The organism is Pseudomonas sp. 1912-s, from assembly GCF_029269205.1.
Lineage (GTDB): Bacteria > Pseudomonadota > Gammaproteobacteria > Pseudomonadales > Pseudomonadaceae > Aquipseudomonas.
The window spans coordinates 331832-352657 of the sequence record NZ_JARIXR010000001.1; the positions used below are offsets into that span (position 1 = coordinate 331832).

The following is a 20826-nucleotide window of genomic DNA, read 5'->3' on the forward strand; positions in this document are numbered from 1 at the left end:
CAAAACAAGAGGATGATCAGAAAACAAAATTTGGGAAGTGGACTACATAGGTTGATAGAAGGCGGCTACGCCAACAGTGGATTTGTTGCTCGCCTTGAACCAATGTTATCTTCGCGCCCCCCAAATCAGCCGTGGACCACCCCATGAAAACCGCACTCGTCGAACTCATCAGCAAAATCAGCTCCGGCTGCATGAGCGAACCCGAGATCGCCAGGGTGGCGGATGAAGCGGCCCAGGCCTACGCCGATCCTGACGCTTTCCTGGCCGCCAACCCGGACATTAACTACGACGACACTTTCCCGATTCCCCTGGGCGAGTGGATCGTTGTCGGCAGTCTGCCAGACACCGTGCTGTTCCAGGCCGACACTTACCAGGACCTGTTCGCCCAGATCGTCGCCTCGTTCGGCCCCGGCGTGGCGTTCAATCTCAAGCCCAAGCAGTTGGCCAAAACCGAAGCGCTGACCGCGCTGAACCGCATCCAGATCCAGATGAGTGCCCTTAATCCGGAGAGCGGCGGCTACGTGCTGGTCAACTTCAGCCAGTTGCTGGACGACGAGATCCAGGCCGTGCTGGTCTACGGCAACGACGTGCCACGGGTGCTGGCGTTGTGCGCCGAAGTCGGGATCAAGGGCGAACCGTCCCTGGAAGCCCTGCGGGTTGCGGTCCACGTCTGAAATAAAACGGAACCCCTGGCCACGGCTGACTATCCTAAGCAGGCAAGCCCTCACTTAGGAGCGATACCATGGGTTCCACTTTTAATGGCCTGATCGGGTTGATCATCCTGGCGCTGGATATCTGGGCGATCATCAACGTGTTCAAAAGCGGCGCAGGTACCGGCGCCAAAGTGCTGTGGATCCTGTTGATCCTGCTGCTGCCGGTGCTGGGCTTGATCATCTGGGCGATCGCCGGGCCGCGCGGCAACGTGCGGATCTGATCGCCGGGCGAGGCTCCCGTGCGTCGCACGGGAGCCTTCAGATCAACCAACTGCCTTCCAGCTCCAGCAACTTCACCTTGTTTTCAATCCCGCCGCCAAACCCCACCAATGTTCCATCGCTGCCCACCACACGGTGGCACGGAATGATAATGGAGATCGGATTGGCGCCATTGGCCGTGCCCACCGCGCGGATCGCCTTGGGATTCTCCAGGTACTGGGCCTGTTCGCCATACGTCCAGGTGCGCCCGTACGGGATCTGCAACAGCGCCTGCCATACCTGCTGCTGAAACGACGTACCCACCGGCGCCAGCGCCAGGTCGAACACTTCCCGCTTGCGCGCGAAATACTCATCCAGTTGCCGACGCACTTCATCCAGCTCATTAGTTGCCGGAATCCAGTCTGCCTGCACCGGACATTGATGCACGTCCATATACAACAGGCGCAGCCCTTGTTCATCCGCCGCCAGTAACAGCGGCCCGAGCGGACTTGGGTGATAGCAATAAAACATCATCGGGGCAATCCAAAAGGGCAGAGGGCAAAGATACGGCCGTAAGTTGGCCGCTACAATCCCGTTGTTTTTTGTGTGTCGAGATATTCGCTGTACAAAATTTTCACATTCCATCCAAGACAATTCGCCGGCTATTTTCCTGTCCGAGTGCTCTAAGACGAGTGCCAACAAACGGCCGGAGTGAGTAATCAATGGCGTTGCCGGCGTTGATCGGGCACCATTTGCGCCATTGCGTTCACCGTCTACCCCAGCCAGCCTGGGCGAGGGCGGGGCGCCGCTGTATTCATTCGCAACTTAAACTTCCAATGGGTCCTAAAACGACATGGCAAACCCGGACGCCCTGAATCAGCAGCGAGCTTCTAATCGCTTGCTGCAACCGACCGTCAAATCCCATCTGGCGTACACGCTGCTTTGTGCCTTGGTCATGATGGTGATGTTCTCCCTGCTGCGCCTGGCGCTGCTGGTCTACAACCGCGAGATGATCCTCGACACACCGGCCTCCACGTTCCTTGAAGCATTCGCCAACGGCCTGCGCCTGGATATTCGCCTGGTGATGTACGTGCTGGTCCCGCTGCTGCTGGCCTTGTTCAGCGTGCGGGCGATGGCGGCGCGCGGGTTCTTCCGCTTCTGGCTGACGGTCGCGTCGAGCATCGCGCTGTTCCTGGGCCTGATGGAGATGGACTTCTACCGCGAATTCCACCAGCGCCTCAACGGCCTGGTCTTCCAGTATGTGAAGGAAGATCCGAAAACCGTGATGAGCATGCTCTGGTACGGTTTCCCGGTGGTGCGCTACCTGCTGGCCTGGGCCGTGGGCACGCTGATCCTGAGCATCGCCTTTAAAGGCGCCGACCGTGCAACCCGCCCACGCGGCCCGTTCAGCGGTGGCAGCATCGGCACCCGCCAGGTGGCGCCGTGGTACACCCGCATCGCGGTGTTCGTGGTCTGCCTGTTGATCGCCGTGGTCGCCATCCGTGGCACCCTGCGCCAGGGCCCGCCGCTGCGCTGGGGTGACGTGTACACCACCGATTCGAACTTCGCCAACCAGTTGGGCCTCAACGGCACGTTGTCGCTGATTGCGGCGGCCAAATCGCGCTTCTCCGAAGAGCGTTCGAACATCTGGAAAGCCACCCTGGAACAACCCCAGGCCACCCAGACCGTGCGCGACATGCTGGTGCTGCCAAGCGAAAAACTGGTGGATACCGACACCGCCGCCGTGCGCCGTGACTTCACGCCGCCGGCCGAGAAGACCCTGCCGATCAAGAACGTCGTGGTGATCCTGATGGAAAGCTTCGCCGGTCACTCGGTGGGCGCCCTGGGCCGCCCGGGCAACATCACGCCGTACTTCGACAAACTGTCCAAGGAAGGCCTGCTGTTCGACCGTTTCTTCTCCAACGGCACCCACACCCACCAGGGTATGTTCGCCACCATGGCCTGCTTCCCGAACCTGCCAGGCTTCGAATACCTGATGCAGACCCCGGAAGGCAGCCACAAACTGTCGGGCCTGCCACAGTTGCTCAGCCATCGTGATTTCGACGACGTGTATGTCTACAACGGCGACTTCGCCTGGGACAACCAGTCGGGCTTCTTCAGCAACCAGGGCATGACCAACTTCATTGGCCGCAATGACTTCGTCAATCCGGTGTTCTCGGACCCGACCTGGGGCGTGTCCGACCAGGACATGTTCAACCGTGGCCTGGAAGAGCTGAAAGCCCGTGAAGGCGGCAAGCCGTTCTACGCGCTGCTGCAAACCCTGTCCAACCACACGCCGTATGCGTTGCCGACGCCATTGCCGGTCGAGAAAGTCACTGACCGTGGCAGCCTCAACGAGCATTTGACTGCCATGCGCTACTCCGACTGGGCCCTGGGCCAGTTCTTTGAAAAGGCCCGCAAGGAGCCTTACTTCAAGGAAACCCTGTTCGTGATCGTGGGCGACCACGGCTTCGGCAACGAACAGCAGATCACCGAGATGGACCTGGGCCGCTTCAACGTGCCGATGCTGATGATCGCACCGGGCATGCAGGAGAAGTTCGGCGAGCGTGACCACACCGTGGGCACCCAGATCGACATCGTGCCGACCATCATGGGCCGCCTCGGCGGTGACACCCTGCACCAGTGCTGGGGCCGTGACCTGCTCAACCTGCCGGAAGGCGACAAGGGCTTTGGCGTGATCAAACCGTCGGGCAGCGACCAGACCGTGGCCTTGCTCACTGGCGACCGCGTGCTGGTACTGCCGAAGGAAATGCCACCGAAGTTGTGGGAATACGAACTGGGCGCCAACCCTACCGGGAAGGTGATTCCAGAGTCGCCGGACGAGGCTGCGTTGAAGCAGAAGCTCGAATCGTTCCTGCAGACTGCTACCAAGAGCCTGCTGGACAACACCGCAGGTGTGGTGGACGGCAAGCCGGACTAAACACCCGCGCATAAAAAAAGAGGCCTTTTAAGGCCTCTTTTTTTTGCGCTGTTAAACCGGTTATATCTTGCCGAGCAACAACAGAATCAACAGAACTACCAACACGGTACCGAGAATACCCGATGGCCCGTAACCCCAGTTGCGTGAGTGTGGGAACACTGGAAGACCGCCGACCAGCAGGAGGATCAGAATAATGATAAGAATGAGGCTCATGTTTTGTTTTCCTTATAGTCTTCTGAAAAGACCTGATATTTAACGAGTAAGCCCGACAGCTATTACGGACGCCTTAATAACTCCGACCGGTACGTCTGGCAGAAAATTCCGTGTTTTTTTAAAGCTTTTTGCTAAGTTGCTTATTTCCTTTAACCGCGTTGCAAATATCCATCCTTAGTTGAAATAAATTGAACTTGGCGGGATCGCCGGTATCCGACCCGGCCCGCGGTTTGCCCGGGGCATTCAGCACTCTGATGGTGCGTGGGTGCGGGAAAAACCTTCGCTACACTGCGGCTCACTTCTTCCGTGAACCACAAGGCTACTTTCCTATGCAAAATCGCATGATGATCACCGGCGCCGGTTCTGGCCTGGGTCGCGAAATCGCTCTGCGCTGGGCCCGCGAGGGCTGGCAGCTGGCCTTGTCGGACGTCAGTGAAGCGGGGCTGCAAGAAACCCTCAAGCAGGTGCGCCAGGCCGGCGGTGACGGTTTCACACAGCGTTGCGACGTGCGCGACTACAGCCAGCTCACGGCTTTCGCACAGGCCTGTGAGGAGAAGCTGGGCGGCATCGACGTGATCGTCAACAACGCGGGTGTGGCGTCGGGCGGGTTCTTCAGTGAGCTGTCCCTGGAAGACTGGGACTGGCAGATCGCAATCAACCTCATGGGCGTGGTCAAGGGCTGCAAGGCGTTCCTGCCGCTGCTGGAAAAGAGCAAGGGCCGCATCATCAACATCGCCTCCATGGCCGCACTGATGCAGGGCCCGGCCATGAGCAACTACAACGTGGCCAAGGCCGGCGTGGTGGCGCTCTCCGAAAGCCTGCTGGTGGAACTCAAGCAACAGGAAGTGGGCGTACACGTGGTGTGCCCTTCTTTTTTCCAGACCAACCTGCTGGACTCCTTCCGCGGGCCGACCCCCGCCATGAAAGCCCAGGTGGGCAAGCTCCTGGAAAGCTCACCGATTACGGCGGCCGAGATTGCCGACTACATCTACCAGCAGGTGGCTGAAGGGCAATTCATGATCCTGCCCCACGAGCAGGGGCGCATGGCCTGGGCGCTGAAGCAGAAGAACCCGCAGCTGCTCTACGACGAAATGACCGTGATGGCGGACAAGATGCGGGCCAAGGCTCAGTCGCAGGCGGTGAAAGGTTGAATTTCAGGTGAGCAACTGATGTGGCGAGGGAGCTCGCCACAGAGATCGCCTGCAAATATGAACATATCGTTTGGTTCTTGGGTGTAATTCGAGATTATTCACTGCCTGTCTGTAGGGTAATTTACCCTGATGTGTAAGACATGCCTGTTTATCCTGAAGGCCATTGATGGTGCCAGGCGGGTAGCGCAAGGTCGGGGTTCGGTAACTTAAAAAGGACGAACCCCATGCTGGTATTAAGCCGCGCGGTAGGCGAAATAATCTCGGTGGGCGACCACATCACGCTGCGCATCCTGGAGGTGAGCGGCACCCAGGTGAAATTGGGCGTCGAAGCGCCGGTGGGGGTCAATGTGCATCGCACGGAGGTCTATCAGAAGATTCTCAGCCGTCAGGGGCAACCGGCCCAACCTGCTCCCAACCCCTGAGGGTCAGTCGAACAGGTGCTTGGGCACGTCGTGCTTGAGCATCAATTGGCACTGCTCGCTCTCGGGGTCGAAAACGATCAGGGCCTGGCCCTTGGTCAACGCCTGGCGTACCCGCAGCACCCGGGTTTCCAGGGGCGTATCGTCGCCATTATCGGTGCCGTCGCGGGTCACGAAGTCTTCGATGAGGCGGGTCAGGGTGTCGACTTCAAGTGCATCGTAAGGAATCAGCATACAAGCCTCAGCTAAGGAATCCCGGCGATGCTACTGCGCCGGGATCCCAGTTGCCAGTCTCAGGTTTTTTGACCCACCAGACTGTCCACCGACGGCACGCGGGTATCGCTCTCCATTTGCGTGTCGTGTTCGATCTGGTGGCTGAACCGGTCCAGGGAGCCTTTGGCCGGCTGGGCATCGCTGGCGAATACCGGCGGGCTGAGGATGTAGGCACCCAACAGGCGACTCAACGCCGCCAGGCTGTCGATGTGGGTGCGCTCATAGCCGTGGGTGGCATCGCAACCAAACGCCAGCAGGGCCGTGCGAATGTCGTGGCCGGCGGTCACCGCCGAATGTGCGTCGCTGAAGTAATAGCGAAACAGGTCGCGGCGCACCGGCAACTCATTTTCCGCCGCCAGGCGCAGCAGGTGACGTGACAGGTGATAGTCATACGGTCCGCCGGAATCCTGCATCGCCACACTCACCGCGTGTTCGCTGGAGTGCTGCTCGTGGGCCACCGGCGCAATGTCGATCCCGACGAATTCACTCACATCCCACGGTAAGGCCGCCGCTGCGCCGCTGCCGGTTTCTTCGGTGATGGTGAACAGCGGGTGGCAGTCGATCAGCAGCGGTTGGCCGCTGTCGACAATCGCCTTGAGTGCCGCCAGCAGGGCGGCAACCCCGGCTTTATCGTCCAGGTGGCGGGCGCTGATATGGCCGCTCTCGGTGAACTCCGGCAGCGGGTCAAAGGCGACGAAATCGCCCACGCTGATGCCCAGGGAATCGCAGTCGGCGCGGGTGGCGCAGTAGGCGTCCAGGCGCAGTTCGATGTGGTCCCAGCTGATGGGCATCTCATCCACGGCCGTATTGAACGCGTGCCCCGACGCCATCAGCGGCAGCACACTGCCACGGATCACGCCGTTGTCGGTAAACAGGCTGACGCGGCTGCCTTCGGCAAACCGGCTGGACCAGCAGCCCACCGGCGCCAGGGTAAGGCGGCCATTGTCCTTGATCGCCCGCACGGCAGCGCCGATGGTGTCCAGGTGCGCGGAAACGGCGCGGTCGGGGCTGTTTTTCTGGCCCTTGAGGGTGGCGCGAATGGTCCCGCGCCGGGTCATTTCAAAGGGAATGCCCAGCTCTTCAAGGCGCTCGGCAACGTAGCGCACGATGGTGTCGGTGAATCCGGTGGGGCTGGGGATGGCAAGCATTTCCAGCAGCACTTTTTGCAGGTAAGCGAGATCCGGTTCGGGGATGGTTCGGGTCATGGAAACTCCTGATGAGTTGAGGGCATCGATGGTTTCGATGAGTGGGCCATTGGCTAGAGAGTCATCGGCTGTTCCGGCCCCATCGCGGGCAAGCCCGGCTCCCACAGGGGAATGTATTCCAAATGTGGGAGCGGGCTTGCCCGCGAAGGGGCCAGTCAAGGCAACGCATTTCTCAAGCCGTCGGCTGGCTATGCGGGAACAACAGGTCCACGAACTTTTCAGCCGTCGGCTGCGGTTCATGGTTGGCCAGCCCGGCCCGTTCGTTGGCTTCGATAAACACGTAGTCCGGTTGGTCGGCAGCCGGCACCATCAGGTCCAGGCCCACCATGGGGATGTCCAGGGCACGGGCCGCACGCACGGCGGCGTCGACCAGGGTCGGGTGAAGGATGGCGGTGACGTCTTCCAGGCAGCCGCCGGTGTGCAGGTTGGCAGTACGGCGCACGGCCAGGCGCTCGCCACGGGGCAGGATGCTGTTGTAGTCGTAGCCGGCGGCATGCAGGGTGCGTTGGGTTTCATCGTCCAGGGGGATTTTGCTTTCGCCGTCGGTGGCGGCCTGGCGCCGGCGGCTCTGGGCCTCGATCAACGCGCCGATGGAGTGTTGGCCATCGCCGGTAACTTCCGCCGGGCGGCGAATGGCGGCGGCAACCACTTCAAAGCCGATCACCAGGATGCGCAGGTCGAGGCCTTCGTGGAAGCTTTCCAGCAACACTCGGCTGTCGAACTGGCGGGCTGTTTCAATGGCTTTCTGTACCTCTTCGATGCTCTGTAAATCCACCGCCACGCCCTGGCCTTGCTCGCCATCCAGCGGCTTGACCACGATGCGCTGGTGCTCGTCGAGAAACTCCAGGTTGTCATCGGCACTGGCGGCCAACTGCTGCTCCGGCAGGTTCAAGCCGGCGGCCTTGAGCACCTTGTGGGTCAGGCTCTTGTCCTGGCACAGGGTCATGCTGATGGCGCTGGTCAGGTCGCTCAGGGACTCGCGGCAACGCACCCGGCGGCCACCGAGGCTCAAGGTGAACAAGCCGGCATCGGCATCATCCACCTGCACATCGATCCCGCGCCGATGGGCTTCCTCGACGATGATCCGCGCATAGGGATTGAACCCTGCTTGCGGGCCGGGGCCGAGGAACAGCGGTTGGTTGATACCGTTTTTGCGCTTGATGGCGAAGGTGGTCAGTGCGCGGAAGCCCAGCTTGGCATAGAGACTTTTCGCCTGACGGTTATCGTGCAGCACCGACAGGTCGAGGTAGCTCAGGCCACGGCTCATGAAGTGTTCGATCAGGTGGCGCACCAGCACTTCACCCACGCCGGGGCGGGTGCATTGCGGGTCTACCGCCAGGCACCAGAGGCTGCAACCGTTCTCCGGGTCGTGGAAGGCTTTCTGGTGGTTCAGGCCCATGACGCTGCCAATCACCGCACCGCTGTCTTCGTCTTCCGCCAGCCAATACACCGGGCCGCCTTGATGACGCGGGGTCAGCAGCGCCGGGTCCACCGGCAACATGCCGCGCCCCTGATACAGCTGGTTCACCGCCTGCCAGTCCGCCTCGCTTTGTACCCGGCGAATCCGGAACCCGCGAAACACCCGGGTTGCCGGACGGTAGTCGGTGAACCACAGGCGCAGGGTGTCGGACGGGTCGAGAAACAGCTGCTGTGGATCAATCCCGAGGATCTGCTGCGGCGCGGCCACATACAGTGCGATGTCGCGCTCGCCAGGCTGCTCGTTGAGCAACTCCAGGGCCAGGCTCGCCGGGTCCGGGAAGGTGTGGCCGATCAACAGCCGGCCCCAGCCGCAATGCACGGCAATCGGCGTGGGGTCCAGTTCGCTGCCGTCTTCGGCGAAGCGGGCTTGCAGGCGCTCGTAGGAGGGCGCCTGGCCCCGCAGCAAGCGTTGGCTGTAAGCCGTGGCGTGAGGTTTCATGAATCAGATTCCTTGTTCGCTGAGCCACAGGTTCAGCGCCGCCAGTTGCCACAGCTTGGAGCCGCGCAACGGGGTCAATTGGCCTTGGGGATCGGTGAGCAGGCGGTCGAGCATCGCCGGGTTGAACAGGCCGCGATCCTGGCTCGGGTCCAGCAGCAGGTCACGCACCCAGTTCAGGGTGTCGCCTTGCAAATGCTTGAGGCCGGGCACCGGGAAGTAGCCTTTCTTGCGGTCGATGACTTCGCTTGGAATCACCCGGCGCGCGGCTTCCTTGAGCACTTGTTTGCCACCGTCCGGCAGCTTGAATTTACCCGGCACGCGGGCTGACAGTTCCACCAGGCGATAGTCGAGAAACGGCGTACGCGCTTCCAGGCCCCAGGCCATGGTCATGTTGTCGACGCGCTTCACCGGGTCGTCCACCAGCATCACGGTGCTGTCCAGGCGCAGGGCTTTGTCCACCGCGGCATCGGCGCCGGGCTGGGCGAAATGCTCGCGCACAAAGTCGCCGGCCGCGTCATTGGCCGTCAGCCATTTGGGGGCGACGGTGGCGGCGTAGTCGTCGTAGCTGCGGTCGAAGAACGCATCGCGGTACGCGGCATACGGATCGCTGGCGCCGTCCACTTGCGGGTACCAGTGGTAGCCGGCGAACAACTCGTCCGCGCCCTGGCCGCTCTGCACCACTTTGCAGTGCTTGGCGACTTCCCGGGACAGCAGGTAGAAGGCGATGCAGTCATGGCTGACCATCGGCTCGCTCATGGCGCGGAACGCGGCCGGCAATTGCTCGATGATTTCGCTCTCGGCGATACGCAGTTGGTGGTGTCGGGTGCCGTAATGCTTGGCGATCAAGTCCGAATACTGGAACTCATCGCCGCGCTCGCCACCGGCGTCTTCAAAACCGATGGAGAAGGTCGACAGGTCCTGCACGCCGACTTCGCGCAACAGGCCCACCAGCATGCTCGAATCGACACCGCCCGAGAGCAGCACGCCCACATCCACCGCCGCCCGCTGCCGAATCGCTACGGCTTCGCGGGTGCTGTCGAGCACGCGGTCGGTCCAGTCTTCCAGGGTCAGGTTGGCTTCGTCGGCGTGGGGGCCGTAGGGCAGGGTCCACCAGGTTTTCTGCTCGGTCTTGCCGTCTGCCTCGATACGCATCCAGGTGGCGGGCGGCAGTTTTTCAATGCCGGCCAACAGGGTGCGCGGTGCAGGCACCACGGCATGGAAGTTCAGGTAGTGGTTGAGCGCCACCGGATCGAGGATCGGGTTGATATCGCCGCCCTTGAGCAGCGCCGGCAGGGCCGAGGCAAAACGCAGGCGCTGGCCGGTGCGCGACAGGTACAGCGGTTTCACGCCGAGGCGGTCACGGGCGATAAACAGGCGCTGGGCATCCCGCTCCCAGATGGCAAACGCAAACATGCCGTTGAGCTTGGGCAGCAAGGCTTCGCCCCAGGCGTGATAACCCTTGAGCAGCACTTCGGTGTCGCCGCCGGAATAGAAGGCATAGCCCAGGGCTTCCAGCTCTTCGCGCAGTTCCGGGAAGTTGTAGATCGCGCCGTTGAACGCCAGGGACAGCCCCAATTGGGCGTCGACCATCGGTTGGGCGGAGCCGTCCGACAGGTCCATGATTTTCAGGCGTCGATGGCCCAGGGCAACCGGCCCTTGGGCATGGAAGCCCCACGCGTCAGGACCACGAGGGGCCAAATGATGGGTGATGCGCTCAACGGCTGCCAGGTCGGCAGGTTGGGCATCGAAACGTAACTCTCCAGCTAATCCGCACATAAATTCCTTACCGGTTTTTCCGTTGGGGAGGGGTCAAAAGCAGTCGCGCCAAAACGGCGGCTACCCAGAAACTGACACGGATGAATCTAGGGAGTTTTAGAACGATCGGTTATAAGCAGGCTTTTCAGGGAGGGCTCGGGCGTATACCCGGGTGGCGTCACATAGTTATGGGCGCCGGGCGTGGGGGGATGGTTATCGTGGGGGCTCACTCCTGTGCAAAAGGATATTGCCGATGGCTGACCCCGTTTCCGTGCCCGCTCAACTCACCCCGCAACTCCTCTCGTCAACCCTGCTGGAACTGACCGGCGACCTGGATAAAGCCGATGTTCTGCAGCAACGCCTGCCTCCCTGGTTACTGACGGCCAAGCCCGAACTGTTGGACCAACTGGAGAAGGTCCACGCGTTGGCCGGGCTTCACGAGCCCAGGGTCAATGCGATCCTGCAACGCATCAAAGGCCTTGATCAGTTTTGTGCCGAAGAACTGACCCGTGGCCTCAAAAGCCGGTTCGGCGTGACCCTGGACGTGAAGCGTGATCATTTATGGCTGCCGTGGGATCGCCTCGACACGGGAAGCACTTCATTCGGGATTCCCGCCACCAAGGTGGTGATTGAAACCCGGACATTGCTGGAGGCGGCGATGCAGAACTTTTCCGAGGATGAGGCCTTGGGCAGCGTATTTCCCTCTGGCAGCCAGGTACGACGTGACACCGATACTCGGGTGAGCGCCGTCAGCGTCCCGGCGTTTGCCGCCTACTGCCGCACCCTTGACCTGGGGCGACGCTACCAGGAGCACTTGCGTGGCGCGATCAACCAGACCCTGCCGCTGGCCGATGAGTATTTGCACAACCCGGATGCCAGCGAGTTCAGGCAACTGAAGGTGTATGACATGGCGGCTGATGTGTACCTCGCGTACCTGCGTGGTGACATTGGCGAGACGGCCTTCAAGCTGTTATTGGGCTTTACCCGTCAGGGCGCCAACCTCGCCAAGGCAACCATGCTCACTGAGACATACGGCGCCAGGCCCTTGGTTTTTCAAGGGTTGGATGTGCATGACTGTTGCCTGTGGGGCGTCGTTGTATTTTCCCGGGAAGTCATTGATGAACACCCCGCAACCCAGTGCATCGTCTACATGCCGGGAGAGCCTTATCGGCCGATTTTCGAATACCCCAGCTTTGCAGATTTTCAGCGTTACCTGACGCTGAAGTTGCAGGTGAAAAGCTACGCCGATTTTTTTGCGCGTTACCTGGACGAAGAGTCCCGCGGTGATTTTTCCACCCGGTTTTCTGTGGGTAAATCCCTGGGGGTGATCAAGTCATTGCCGATCGACGTGGGGCTGTTCCAGTTTTTCTTCAACAGCACCATCGGCAAGCTGCAAAAAGACAGCCGGGTGCTGGCGGTGCCCACCGCAGACTTTGACCAGGCGGTGCGTGACCAGCGTTGGCGAGACTATGAATCGTGGGGCCTGGACCTGCTCAACCTTGCCGGTTTTTTTGTACCGGTGATCGGCCAGTTGATGATGGGCGTGGCCGTCGGGCAAATGCTTGGCGAAATCTACGAAGGGGTGCAGGACTGGCGCCACGAGGACCGCAGCGCGGCGCTGTCACACCTGCGCAACGTGCTGGAGAGCGTGGCGTCGATGGCGGCGTTTGTAGCGGGTGGCAAAGTCATTGGCACTTTGCGCCGTGGGGCGCGGGAAACCCTGGAAGGCCTCGATAACGTTGAAGCGGTTGAAAGCGCGGACGGGCGGCGCCGGCTATGGCGTTCCAGCCTCAGGCCTTATGGGCAGGCATTGGCGGCGGGTGAAGCCGATGCCCAGGGCTTTCATTGGAAGGACGGGCGGCCATGGATCAGTATTGATGGCCGTGGCCATGAAGTGCGTTTTGACCCCGCTTTGGGGCAGTGGCGTATTCGCCATCCCGGCCGTCCGTATGCCTATGCACCGCCGGTGATGCATAACGGCGGGGGTGGCTGGCGGTCGATCCATGAGCGACCGCAGGAGTGGAGTAACCACCTCTATGCCCTGCGGCGCCTGGACCCGCGCCTGAGCGCCCTGGACGACACCCGCCTGGAGCAGATTCGCCAGGTAGGCGATGTACAACTCCCCCAACTGCAGCGCTGGGCACAGGACAACCTCAAGCTGCCCGCAGGTCTGCAGGACAGCGTCCAGCGGTTTGCGCTGGACCAGAAGATCACAGACTTGATCTGGCGCCTGGAGAAACGCCAGCCCTTTACCCCCGAGAGCATCACGTTGCAACTGGACGCCTTGCCGCTGATGCCCGGTTGGCCCCGTGGTCGTTACCTCGAAGTGCAGGACGCCGCAGGCAGGGTCACGGCCCTCTATCCATCCAGCGCGCGTATCGACAGCGAGTTGAGCGTGATCATCAGCCAGGACCAACTGGAGGAGGGTGAAGTGTTGTTGGGCGTGACCGATGGCATGTACCGGGCTGAGCTGGACACATTGTTCGGCGATATGCCCGTCAAGGCCGGCGAAACCGATGCCGAGGCACTGGCACGGCGCTTGGCGCACACCTTGAGTATTGATCGCAAACCGTTGTATCAGAAGCTGTATGCCGACTATGACCAGCCTGCGGGGGCAGAGCAGAGGCGCCTGGTGGAGAGCGTGCCGGGTTTGCCTTCCCAGGTTGCCCAGGAGCTGATTGATAACGCTGCAAGCATCGATCGAATCCATTTGCGTGACGCACGCCGGGTGCCGCTGCCGCTGCGGCAGGCCGCCCGTGAGGCGGCAGCCCGGATCCAGCGTGAGCGCCTGACCGCCAGTTTCTATTTGACGGAGCTGGCCGACACGCAGGCCCGGGATTTTTCCTGGCGCCTGCTGGAACAGATGCCTGCTTTTCCCGACACCTTCCAGTTGCAGTTGCGCGAGGCATCGACCACCGGGACGGTGTTGCAACGCATGGGCGATGCTGCGGCCACTCAGTCGCGTGTGGTGGTCCAGACGGGTGAGCGCTATCAGGCTTTCGAGGCGGATGGGCGGGCCTTGGGCGAAGTCTTCAGCGGCCCGCACGGGTTTTATCGCGCGACCTTGCAGGCCCTGCCGATTCCGTTGCGTACCGCATTGGACATTGGCGGCAGCACCCTGTCTGACGCCCGGCGATTGCGTTATCAACTGCTTGATCGTGCGCTGGCTGTACGCGGCAAGGCACCCATCAGTCCCGTCGGGGGCGTGGCTGCCTGCCAGGTCGGCGACCCACCGCAGCCACCGACGCTTTCGCGAACCCAGCGTGGGCTGGTGCGCAAAATCAGAAACCTGTACCCGTTCTTCACCGAGCGCCAAGCCAGCGAACTGATCGAGGGCCTGGGCCCTGATGATGTGTCGCGGGCCAGTGCGGTGCGCCTGCGCGAGCAGCAACTGTTGAAGCTTGACGGCGTGCTCAAGGCCTGGACCCAGCAGGACACGGACATGCGCAAACTCCCGGGCCGGCTGAATGACTACCGCCACAGCCGTCGGCAGGTCGCAAACCGTTTGCGCAGTGCCTGGCGCCACCAGGTCCGGCTCGTTGATGAAACCCACGCCTCAGTCTATGGCCTGAGCCTGGACGGCATGCGGGTTGGCAAACTGCCAGACTTTCCAGCCGATATCGACTTTGGCCATGTGCAGCGCCTGTCCCTGAAAAACATGGAACTGGACAACGATGTGGCGTACTTCCTCAAGGCGTTCAAGGGGTTGCGCTCACTGGAACTGGACAAAAACCAGCTGACATGGCTGCCTGAAGTGCTGTCCCACATGCCTTCCCTGCAACGCCTGAGCCTGGCGCAAAACCGCCTCAACCTGACCGACGCGACTACCAGAAAACTGCAAGCCATGAGCGGCCTGCGCTCCCTGGACCTGAGCAGCAACCCGTTGGGCGAAACGCCTTCGGTGGCGCACATGCATGATTTGCAGCACCTGAACCTGCGTGACACGCGAGCCAGGGAGTTGCCCGAGGGTTTGCTCACGCGCCTGCATCTGGAGGACGCCAACCTGCGGGAGAACAGCATTATCGAACTGCCCCCGGACTTGTTTACTGCGCCGGTGGCGGTGACCGAAAAAATCAACTTGCGGCTCAATCCGGTGTCCGTGCGCAGCCGCCAGGACCTGGATGAATACCGCCTCCGCACAGGCGTGGGCATGGGCTTGCAGGAGGACAATATTGCGCTGTTGAGCGAGCAGCGCTCCCAACAAGCCTGGCTTGAGGGCGAGACGGCCGATGCTTATCTCGCCCGTCGGGCGACCTGGGAGTTGCTCCAGGACGATTGGCAGTCCGGGGACTTTTTTGCGGTGCTGCGCCAACTGGTCAATACCCCGAAATACAAGCAGGTGCGCGCTGACCTGGTGCGCCGGGTGTGGCAAGTAATGGACGCGGCGGCCGAGGACAGTGAACTGCGGGCGTTACTGTTCAACCTGGCCAGGGGCGAGCCCAACTGTGTGGACGCGGCGGCCTACAGCTTCAGTGAAATGGAAGTCACGGTGATGCTCAACAAGGCCATGAAGGAAGCCGGTGTCACACAGCCCAGTGTCGCGACCTTGCTGAAACTGGGCCGCGGGTTATTCCGGCTGGAGCAGTTGGACAGCATTTCCGATGTGTTCAGTCGCCGCAAAAACATCGCCGATCAACTGGCAGTGCGCCTGGTGTATCGCAGCGGTCTGGCGAAGATCCTGGAGTTGCCGGGCCAGCCGGAAAGCATCACGTACCGTGAGGTGGGCGGGGTGACCCAGGAGGACCTCACTGATGCCGTCACCCAGGTCAGCAGTCGGGAGATAACGGGTAACCTGGCGCGTTTCATGGCACGCCAGGGGTTTTGGCTGGAATACCTGAAACGTCAGTATGCGGCTGAGTTCAGTCGCGTCAGTCAGGTGTACGACACCCGGCTCAAAGCCCTGGACGTGGCCAGTTCCACCTATTTATCCCAAGCGCTCAACGTACAGAGCGACCACGCACAAGCCCGTGAGCAACTGGTGGAGCGCCTGACCCGCAGGGCGCTGGAGGAGGTGGATAAACCGTTGACGGTAGCGTGCCCGCTTTAGGCCTTGCCGCGAATCAAGGCGCGTACGGCAAACCGGTTTGGATGGCAGTCCTGTGCCACGCTCCTGGGCAGCGGCAGCGGTTCATTGTCGAGCCACGCCGCCAGCAATTCCCCGGACAACGGCGCGGTAATCAGCCCGCGCGAGCCGTGGCCGCTGTTGACATACAAGCCGTCCAGCCACGGGCAGGGCGTGTCGGGTACCTGGCGTGCATCCTTGCTCAATACCCCATAGGCGTCGTTGAACCGCGCCGGGTCTGCCAGTGGGCCGACGATGGGCAGGTAGTCCGGGCTGGTGCAGCGGAAAGCGGCGCGGCCCTGGAGGGTTTCAAGGTCGAGTGAGTCGGCGTGCAGGCGCCGGCGCAGGTCCGGGGAAATCTCCTCCAGCAGTGCGAGGTTGCCCGCGTGGTCGGCAGTACTGGGGGTCAGGTCGAGGCTTTTGAAATCGAAACTGGCACCCAGGGTGTGTTCGCCCAAGCGGGCCGGGGCAACGTAACCCTCGGCGCACACCACCGTGTTCAGTGCCTGGCTCTGCGGGGTGTGTGGCAGCCGGGTGATCTGCCCGCGAATACGCTTGAGGGGCAGGTCGGCACTCGGTGCAAAGTGTTTAACCTCGGCGGCCCCGGCCAGCACCACCACCGGCGCACTGGCCAGCAGGCGCTCGCCGTCCCACGCCTGCCATTGGCCGTCGGCCTTGCGCAGCTCAAGCACGTGGTGATGGGGCAGTACCTCGATCCCCGGTTGTTTGGCCTGCCACTGGCACAGCGCGGGTGGATGCACCCAGCCGCCTTCGGGGAAATACAGCCCGCCATGCTCCAGCGCAACCCCCGCGCGCGCCTGCGCCTGGGGTTGATCCAGCAGGTGCAAGAGCTGCGGGTCAAAGGCTTCGGCCAGCTGTGCCTGGCGTTCGGCTTCCTTGGCATTGAAGGCCAATTGCAGGACGCCGCAGCCGTCCCAGTCCGTCCCGCGCTGCAAGTGTTCCAGCAGGCGCCGGGTGTGGCCAAAACCGCTGACAATCAGTTGCGACAACGCGGTGCCGTGGGCCGACAACTTGAGGTACAGCACGCCTTGTGGATTGCCCGAGGCTTCCCGGGCGAGGCCGTCGTGCCGCTCCAGCAGGCTGACCTGCCAACCCCGGGCGGCCAGGCTGGCGGCACTGGCGCAGCCGGCCAGGCCGCCGCCGATCACCAGCGCCCGGCGTTCGCCGCCGACTACTGGTGGGCGGGCGAACCACGGTTTGGCCAGCGCCGGTGGCGGCGTCTCGGCCGGCCAGCCAAGAAACTCACCCCGCAGGATCTCCCATTTGTGGCCAATGCCCGGTGTGCGCTTCATCTTGAACCCGGCCGCGTTGATCAACCGCCGCACCCAGCCGGTGCTGGTAAAGGTGCTGATGGTCGAGCCCGGCGCCGCCAGCCGCGCCAGCTCGGCAAACAGCTCGGCAGTCCACATGTCCGGGTTTTTCGCCGGGGCAAAACCGTCGAGAAACCAGGCGTCGATCTGTGCGTCCAGTTGCGGCAGTTGCTCCAGGGCGTCGCCGATCAGCAGCGTGAGGGTGACGCGGCCGTTATCCAGCACCAGGCGCTGGAAGCCTTGATGAATCGCGATGTATTGCCCCAGTAACTGATCGGAGAACGCTTTGAGTTCGGGCCAGAGGGCGAGGGCGCGTTGCAGGTCGGCGCGGCTCAGCGGGTACTTTTCCACACTCACAAAATGCAGGCGCGCGCCCGGCACCGCATGCTGCTCGAACAACTGCCAGGCGCAGAGAAAGTTCAGGCCGGTGCCGAAGCCGGTCTCACCGATCACCAGCCGCCCGCCCGCCGGCATCGCAGCAAAGCGCTCCTGCAAACGGTTCTGCTCGAGGAACACATAGCGCGTTTCTTCAAGGCCCGACTGGTCGGAAAAGTACACGTCGTCGAACACCCGCGAGTGCGGGCGGCCTTGTTCATCCCAGTCGAGCTGGGCGTGGGATACGGGGTTCATGGGCGGCTCGGTAAAGACAAGGCGGCCATTCTAGCCGATCAACCGGGGTGTCATTGATCCATGACAACCGGGTGTGGAATTTCCTCCGGCGTAGCGCCGTCCAATCCGCTAGTCTTGCCTCATTCTGGAACGGAGCCGCCCATGTTCGAATCTGCCGAAATCGGTCACGCCATCGACAAAGAAACCTACGACGCCGAAGTGCCGGCCCTGCGTGAAGCCTTGCTGGAAGTGCAGTACGAGCTGCAGCAGCAAAAGCGCTTCCCGGTGATCATCCTGATCAATGGCATCGAAGGCGCCGGCAAGGGCGAAACCGTCAAACTGTTGAATGAATGGATGGACCCGCGCCTGATCGAGGTGCGCACCTTCGACCAGCAGACCGACGAAGAACTGGCCCGCCCGCCGGCCTGGCGTTACTGGCGCCAGCTGCCGGCAAAAGGCCGCATGGGCATCTTTTTTGGCAACTGGTACAGCCAGATGCTGCAGGGGCGCGTGCATGGCGAGATCAAGGATGCGCGGCTGGACCAGGCCATCGCCGGGGCCGAACGTCTGGAGAAGATGCTCTGCGACGAAGGCGCGCTGATCTTCAAGTTCTGGTTCCATCTCTCCAAAAAGCAGATGAAATCCAGGCTCAAGGCCTTGCAGGACGACCCGCTGCACAGCTGGCGCATCAGCCCGCTGGATTGGCAGCAATCGAAGACCTACGACAAGTTTGTGCATTTTGGTGAGCGGATCCTGCGCCGCACCAGCCGTGACTATGCGCCGTGGTTTGTGATTGAGGGTGTGGATGCGCATTACCGTGGGCTGACCGTGGGCAAGATCCTGCTCGAAGGCCTGCAAAACGCCTTGAAACTGTCCAAGGCTAAAACCAGCGGCATGAACCCCGCACCGCTGCCGTCGGCGGTTGACCAGATGAGCCTGCTGAACAGCCTGGACATGAGCCTGAGCCTTGAAAAGGCCGATTACGAAGAGCAACTGATCACCGAGCAGGCGCGGTTTTCCGGGCTGATGCGCGACAAGCGCATGCGCAAGCACGCCCTGGTGACGGTATTTGAAGGCAACGACGCCGCCGGCAAGGGCGGGGCGATCCGCCGGGTGGCGGCGGCCCTGGACCCCCGGCAGTACCACATCGTACCGATTGCCGCGCCGAGCGAAGACGAGCGTGCCCAGCCTTATCTGTGGCGGTTCTGGCAGAAAATCCCGTCGCGCGGCATGTTCACCGTGTTCGACCGCTCGTGGTACGGCCGGGTGCTGGTGGAACGCATCGAGGGCTTCTGCACGCCGACCGACTGGATGCGCGCCTACGGCGAAATCAACGACTTTGAAGAGCAACTGCGCGACGCCGGGGTGATCGTGGTCAAGTTCTGGCTGGCGATCGACAAGCAGACGCAGTTGGAGCGGTTCCAGGCGCGGGAGGAAATCCCGTTCAAGCGCTTCAAGATCACCGAGGACGATTGGCGTAACCGCGAAAAGTGGGACGACTACCGGGCGGCGGTGGGTGACATGGTGGACCGCACCAGCACCGAGATTGCGCCGTGGACGCTGGTGGAGGCCAATGACAAGCGTTGGGCACGGGTGAAGGTGTTGCGCACCATCAACCGGGCGCTGGAAGAAGCGTTCGACAAGACCGACAAGCATGACAAGAAGGACAAGAAGAAGTAGCGCCATGCTTTTGCATACGCGGGATGAATGATTGTCGCGGTTGACGAGGGCTGGATCTATGCTCGATCCATCTCTCAACACCCACAACAATCGAGGTGGCCCATGCGTGAAGTAGTGATCGTCGACAGCGTGCGAACCGGCCTGGCCAAGTCCTTTCGCGGCAAATTCAACCAGACCCGTCCCGATGACATGGCGGCCCATTGCGTCAATGCGCTGCTGACCCGCAACGGCATCGACCCGGTCAGCGTTGAGGATTGCATCGTCGGCGCCGGTTCCAACGAAGGTGCCCAGGGTTACAACATCGGGCGCAACGTGGCGGTGCTGTCCCAGCTGGGCACCGGCACGGCGGGCATGACCCTCAACCGCTTCTGTTCCTCGGGCTTGCAGGCGATCGCCATTGCGGCCAACCAGATTGCGTCCGGTTGCAGCGACATCATCGTCGCCGGCGGGGTTGAGTCGATCAGCCTGACCATGAAGAGTGTGAACACCGACAACCTGATCAACCCGTTGCTCAAGGAGCAGGTGCCGGGCATCTACTTCCCCATGGGGCAGACGGCGGAAATCGTTGCGCGGCGCTATCACGTCAGTCGTGAGGAACAGGATCTGTATGCGCTGCAAAGCCAGCAGCGTACGGCCCAGGCCCAGGCTGACGGGTTGTTTGATGATGAAATCGTGCCGATGGCGGTGAAGTACAAGGTTGAGGACAAGAACACCGGTGCGGTGCAGGTGCTGGACGGGGTAGTGGATCGGGATGACTGCAATCGTCCGGATACGACCTTGGCCAGTCTTGCGGGGTTGAAGCCGGTGTTTGCCGAGGATGGGTCGGTGACGGCGGGGAATTCGTCGCAGTTGTCTGACGGGGCTTCGATGACGTTAGTGATGAGTTTGGAAAAGGCGCTGGAATTGGGGTTGAAGCCGAAGGCGTTTTTCCGCGGGTTTACGGTGGCCGGGTGTGAGCCGGATGAGATGGGTATCGGGCCGGTGTTTTCGGTGCCCAAGTTGCTCAAGGCCCGGGGGCTGGCGGTGGCGGATATTGATTTGTGGGAATTGAATGAGGCGTTTGCTTCGCAGTGCCTGTATGCGCGTAATCGGCTGGAAATTGATAATGCCAGGTACAACGTTAATGGCGGGTCGATTTCCATCGGGCACCCGTTTGGGATGACGGGCTCGCGGCAGGTGGGGCATTTGGTGCGTGAGTTGCAGCGGCGGAATTTGCGTTACGGGATTGTCACGATGTGCGTTGGGGGCGGGATGGGGGCTACTGGGTTGTTTGAAGCGGTGCGGTAGTTTTTGGGGGTATATCCGTTATTTAGATAACGGCGGCTTAGGGTTTCGCTCTTACAGCGACTCACTTTGGA

15 protein-coding genes are annotated in these 20826 nt (G+C 61.7%); 8 read left to right on the forward strand and 7 right to left on the reverse strand.

What is annotated here, in order from left to right:
* Positions 1 to 143 precede the first annotated feature (143 nt).
* Positions 144 to 674, forward strand: coding sequence for a hypothetical protein (locus P3C29_RS01520; RefSeq protein ID WP_201122534.1), 531 nt, complete (start codon positions 144 to 146; stop codon positions 672 to 674).
* Between the two features lie 68 nt (positions 675 to 742).
* Complete coding sequence (locus tag P3C29_RS01525; protein ID WP_010176042.1) at positions 743 to 934, forward strand: PLDc N-terminal domain-containing protein; 192 nt, start codon at positions 743 to 745, stop codon at positions 932 to 934.
* A gap of 37 nt (positions 935 to 971) precedes the next feature.
* On the opposite strand, the gene P3C29_RS01530 is transcribed toward P3C29_RS01525, so the two are convergent.
* The gene (locus P3C29_RS01530; RefSeq protein ID WP_029616117.1) at positions 972 to 1442 is read right to left on the reverse strand and encodes a methylated-DNA--[protein]-cysteine S-methyltransferase; all 471 of its coding nucleotides are present in this window, start codon (positions 1440 to 1442) and stop codon (positions 972 to 974) included.
* A 322-nt stretch (positions 1443 to 1764) separates the two neighbouring features.
* Between P3C29_RS01530 and P3C29_RS01535 the strand changes: the two genes are divergently transcribed.
* The gene (locus tag P3C29_RS01535) at positions 1765 to 3852 is read left to right on the forward strand and encodes an LTA synthase family protein (RefSeq protein ID WP_201122535.1); all 2088 of its coding nucleotides are present in this window, start codon (positions 1765 to 1767) and stop codon (positions 3850 to 3852) included.
* Between the two features lie 60 nt (positions 3853 to 3912).
* Here the strand turns inward: P3C29_RS01535 and P3C29_RS01540 are convergent, their stop codons facing one another.
* Positions 3913 to 4065, reverse strand: a complete 153-nt coding sequence (locus P3C29_RS01540; RefSeq protein ID WP_003216767.1) for a DUF3309 family protein — start codon at positions 4063 to 4065, stop codon at positions 3913 to 3915.
* Positions 4066 to 4394: 329 nt separating this feature from the next.
* Between P3C29_RS01540 and P3C29_RS01545 the strand changes: the two genes are divergently transcribed.
* Together P3C29_RS01545 and csrA are read left to right on the forward strand one after the other, a co-directional pair.
* Positions 4395 to 5216 carry an SDR family oxidoreductase gene (locus P3C29_RS01545; protein ID WP_275963749.1) on the forward strand — a complete coding sequence of 274 codons (822 nt, stop codon included), beginning with the start codon at positions 4395 to 4397 and terminating at the stop codon, positions 5214 to 5216.
* A 224-nt stretch (positions 5217 to 5440) separates the two neighbouring features.
* Positions 5441 to 5638: a carbon storage regulator CsrA gene (gene csrA, locus P3C29_RS01550; protein WP_275963750.1), complete on the forward strand. Its 198-nt coding sequence runs from the start codon at positions 5441 to 5443 to the stop codon at positions 5636 to 5638.
* Between the two features lie 3 nt (positions 5639 to 5641).
* On the opposite strand, the gene P3C29_RS01555 is transcribed toward csrA, so the two are convergent.
* From P3C29_RS01555 to P3C29_RS01570, 4 genes are all read right to left on the reverse strand, one after another.
* Positions 5642 to 5869 carry a YheU family protein gene (locus P3C29_RS01555; RefSeq protein ID WP_003192759.1) on the reverse strand — a complete coding sequence of 76 codons (228 nt, stop codon included), beginning with the start codon at positions 5867 to 5869 and terminating at the stop codon, positions 5642 to 5644.
* A 59-nt stretch (positions 5870 to 5928) separates the two neighbouring features.
* Positions 5929 to 7113 carry an osmoprotectant NAGGN system M42 family peptidase gene (locus tag P3C29_RS01560; RefSeq protein ID WP_003216760.1) on the reverse strand — a complete coding sequence of 395 codons (1185 nt, stop codon included), beginning with the start codon at positions 7111 to 7113 and terminating at the stop codon, positions 5929 to 5931.
* 172 nt (positions 7114 to 7285) lie between these two features.
* Entirely contained in the window at positions 7286 to 9031 is a 1746-nt protein-coding gene (gene ngg / locus P3C29_RS01565) for an N-acetylglutaminylglutamine synthetase (RefSeq protein ID WP_275963751.1), read from the reverse strand.
* Positions 9032 to 9034: 3 nt separating this feature from the next.
* Positions 9035 to 10807, reverse strand: coding sequence for an N-acetylglutaminylglutamine amidotransferase (locus P3C29_RS01570; RefSeq protein ID WP_201122537.1), 1773 nt, complete (start codon positions 10805 to 10807; stop codon positions 9035 to 9037).
* Between the two features lie 232 nt (positions 10808 to 11039).
* Here P3C29_RS01570 and P3C29_RS01575 point away from each other — a divergent pair, with 232 nt between their 5' ends.
* A complete protein-coding gene (locus tag P3C29_RS01575; protein ID WP_275963752.1) occupies positions 11040 to 15833 on the forward strand; it encodes an NEL-type E3 ubiquitin ligase domain-containing protein in 4794 nt (1597 codons plus the stop codon).
* Here P3C29_RS01575 and mnmC read toward each other — a convergent pair.
* Positions 15830 to 17809 (reverse strand): bifunctional tRNA (5-methylaminomethyl-2-thiouridine)(34)-methyltransferase MnmD/FAD-dependent 5-carboxymethylaminomethyl-2-thiouridine(34) oxidoreductase MnmC, encoded by a 1980-nt coding sequence (gene mnmC, locus P3C29_RS01580; RefSeq protein ID WP_275963753.1) that lies wholly within the window; start codon positions 17807 to 17809, stop codon positions 15830 to 15832. The two genes, P3C29_RS01575 and mnmC, sit on opposite strands and share 4 nt — an antisense overlap.
* 141 nt (positions 17810 to 17950) lie before the next feature.
* Here mnmC and pap point away from each other — a divergent pair, with 141 nt between their 5' ends.
* Both pap and P3C29_RS01590 read left to right on the forward strand, forming a co-directional pair.
* On the forward strand, positions 17951 to 19468 hold the full coding sequence (pap, locus tag P3C29_RS01585) for a polyphosphate:AMP phosphotransferase (protein WP_010176026.1): 1518 nt from the start codon (positions 17951 to 17953) through the stop codon (positions 19466 to 19468).
* Positions 19469 to 19570: 102 nt separating this feature from the next.
* Complete coding sequence (locus P3C29_RS01590) at positions 19571 to 20755, forward strand: thiolase family protein (protein ID WP_275963754.1); 1185 nt, start codon at positions 19571 to 19573, stop codon at positions 20753 to 20755.
* Positions 20756 to 20826 lie beyond the last annotated feature (71 nt).

Coding starts and splice junctions, on each gene's coding strand:
- P3C29_RS01520 (WP_201122534.1), top strand. CDS start 144: ATGAAAACCGCACTCGTCGAACTCATCAGCAAAATCAGCTCCGGCTGC.
- P3C29_RS01525 (WP_010176042.1), top strand. CDS start 743: ATGGGTTCCACTTTTAATGGCCTGATCGGGTTGATCATCCTGGCGCTG.
- P3C29_RS01530 (WP_029616117.1), bottom strand. CDS start 1,442: ATGTTTTATTGCTATCACCCAAGTCCGCTCGGGCCGCTGTTACTGGCG.
- P3C29_RS01535 (WP_201122535.1), top strand. CDS start 1,765: ATGGCAAACCCGGACGCCCTGAATCAGCAGCGAGCTTCTAATCGCTTG.
- P3C29_RS01540 (WP_003216767.1), bottom strand. CDS start 4,065: ATGAGCCTCATTCTTATCATTATTCTGATCCTCCTGCTGGTCGGCGGT.
- P3C29_RS01545 (WP_275963749.1), top strand. CDS start 4,395: ATGCAAAATCGCATGATGATCACCGGCGCCGGTTCTGGCCTGGGTCGC.
- csrA (WP_275963750.1), top strand. CDS start 5,441: ATGCTGGTATTAAGCCGCGCGGTAGGCGAAATAATCTCGGTGGGCGAC.
- P3C29_RS01555 (WP_003192759.1), bottom strand. CDS start 5,869: ATGCTGATTCCTTACGATGCACTTGAAGTCGACACCCTGACCCGCCTC.
- P3C29_RS01560 (WP_003216760.1), bottom strand. CDS start 7,113: ATGACCCGAACCATCCCCGAACCGGATCTCGCTTACCTGCAAAAAGTG.
- ngg (WP_275963751.1), bottom strand. CDS start 9,031: ATGAAACCTCACGCCACGGCTTACAGCCAACGCTTGCTGCGGGGCCAG.
- P3C29_RS01570 (WP_201122537.1), bottom strand. CDS start 10,807: ATGTGCGGATTAGCTGGAGAGTTACGTTTCGATGCCCAACCTGCCGAC.
- P3C29_RS01575 (WP_275963752.1), top strand. CDS start 11,040: ATGGCTGACCCCGTTTCCGTGCCCGCTCAACTCACCCCGCAACTCCTC.
- mnmC (WP_275963753.1), bottom strand. CDS start 17,809: ATGAACCCCGTATCCCACGCCCAGCTCGACTGGGATGAACAAGGCCGC.
- pap (WP_010176026.1), top strand. CDS start 17,951: ATGTTCGAATCTGCCGAAATCGGTCACGCCATCGACAAAGAAACCTAC.
- P3C29_RS01590 (WP_275963754.1), top strand. CDS start 19,571: ATGCGTGAAGTAGTGATCGTCGACAGCGTGCGAACCGGCCTGGCCAAG.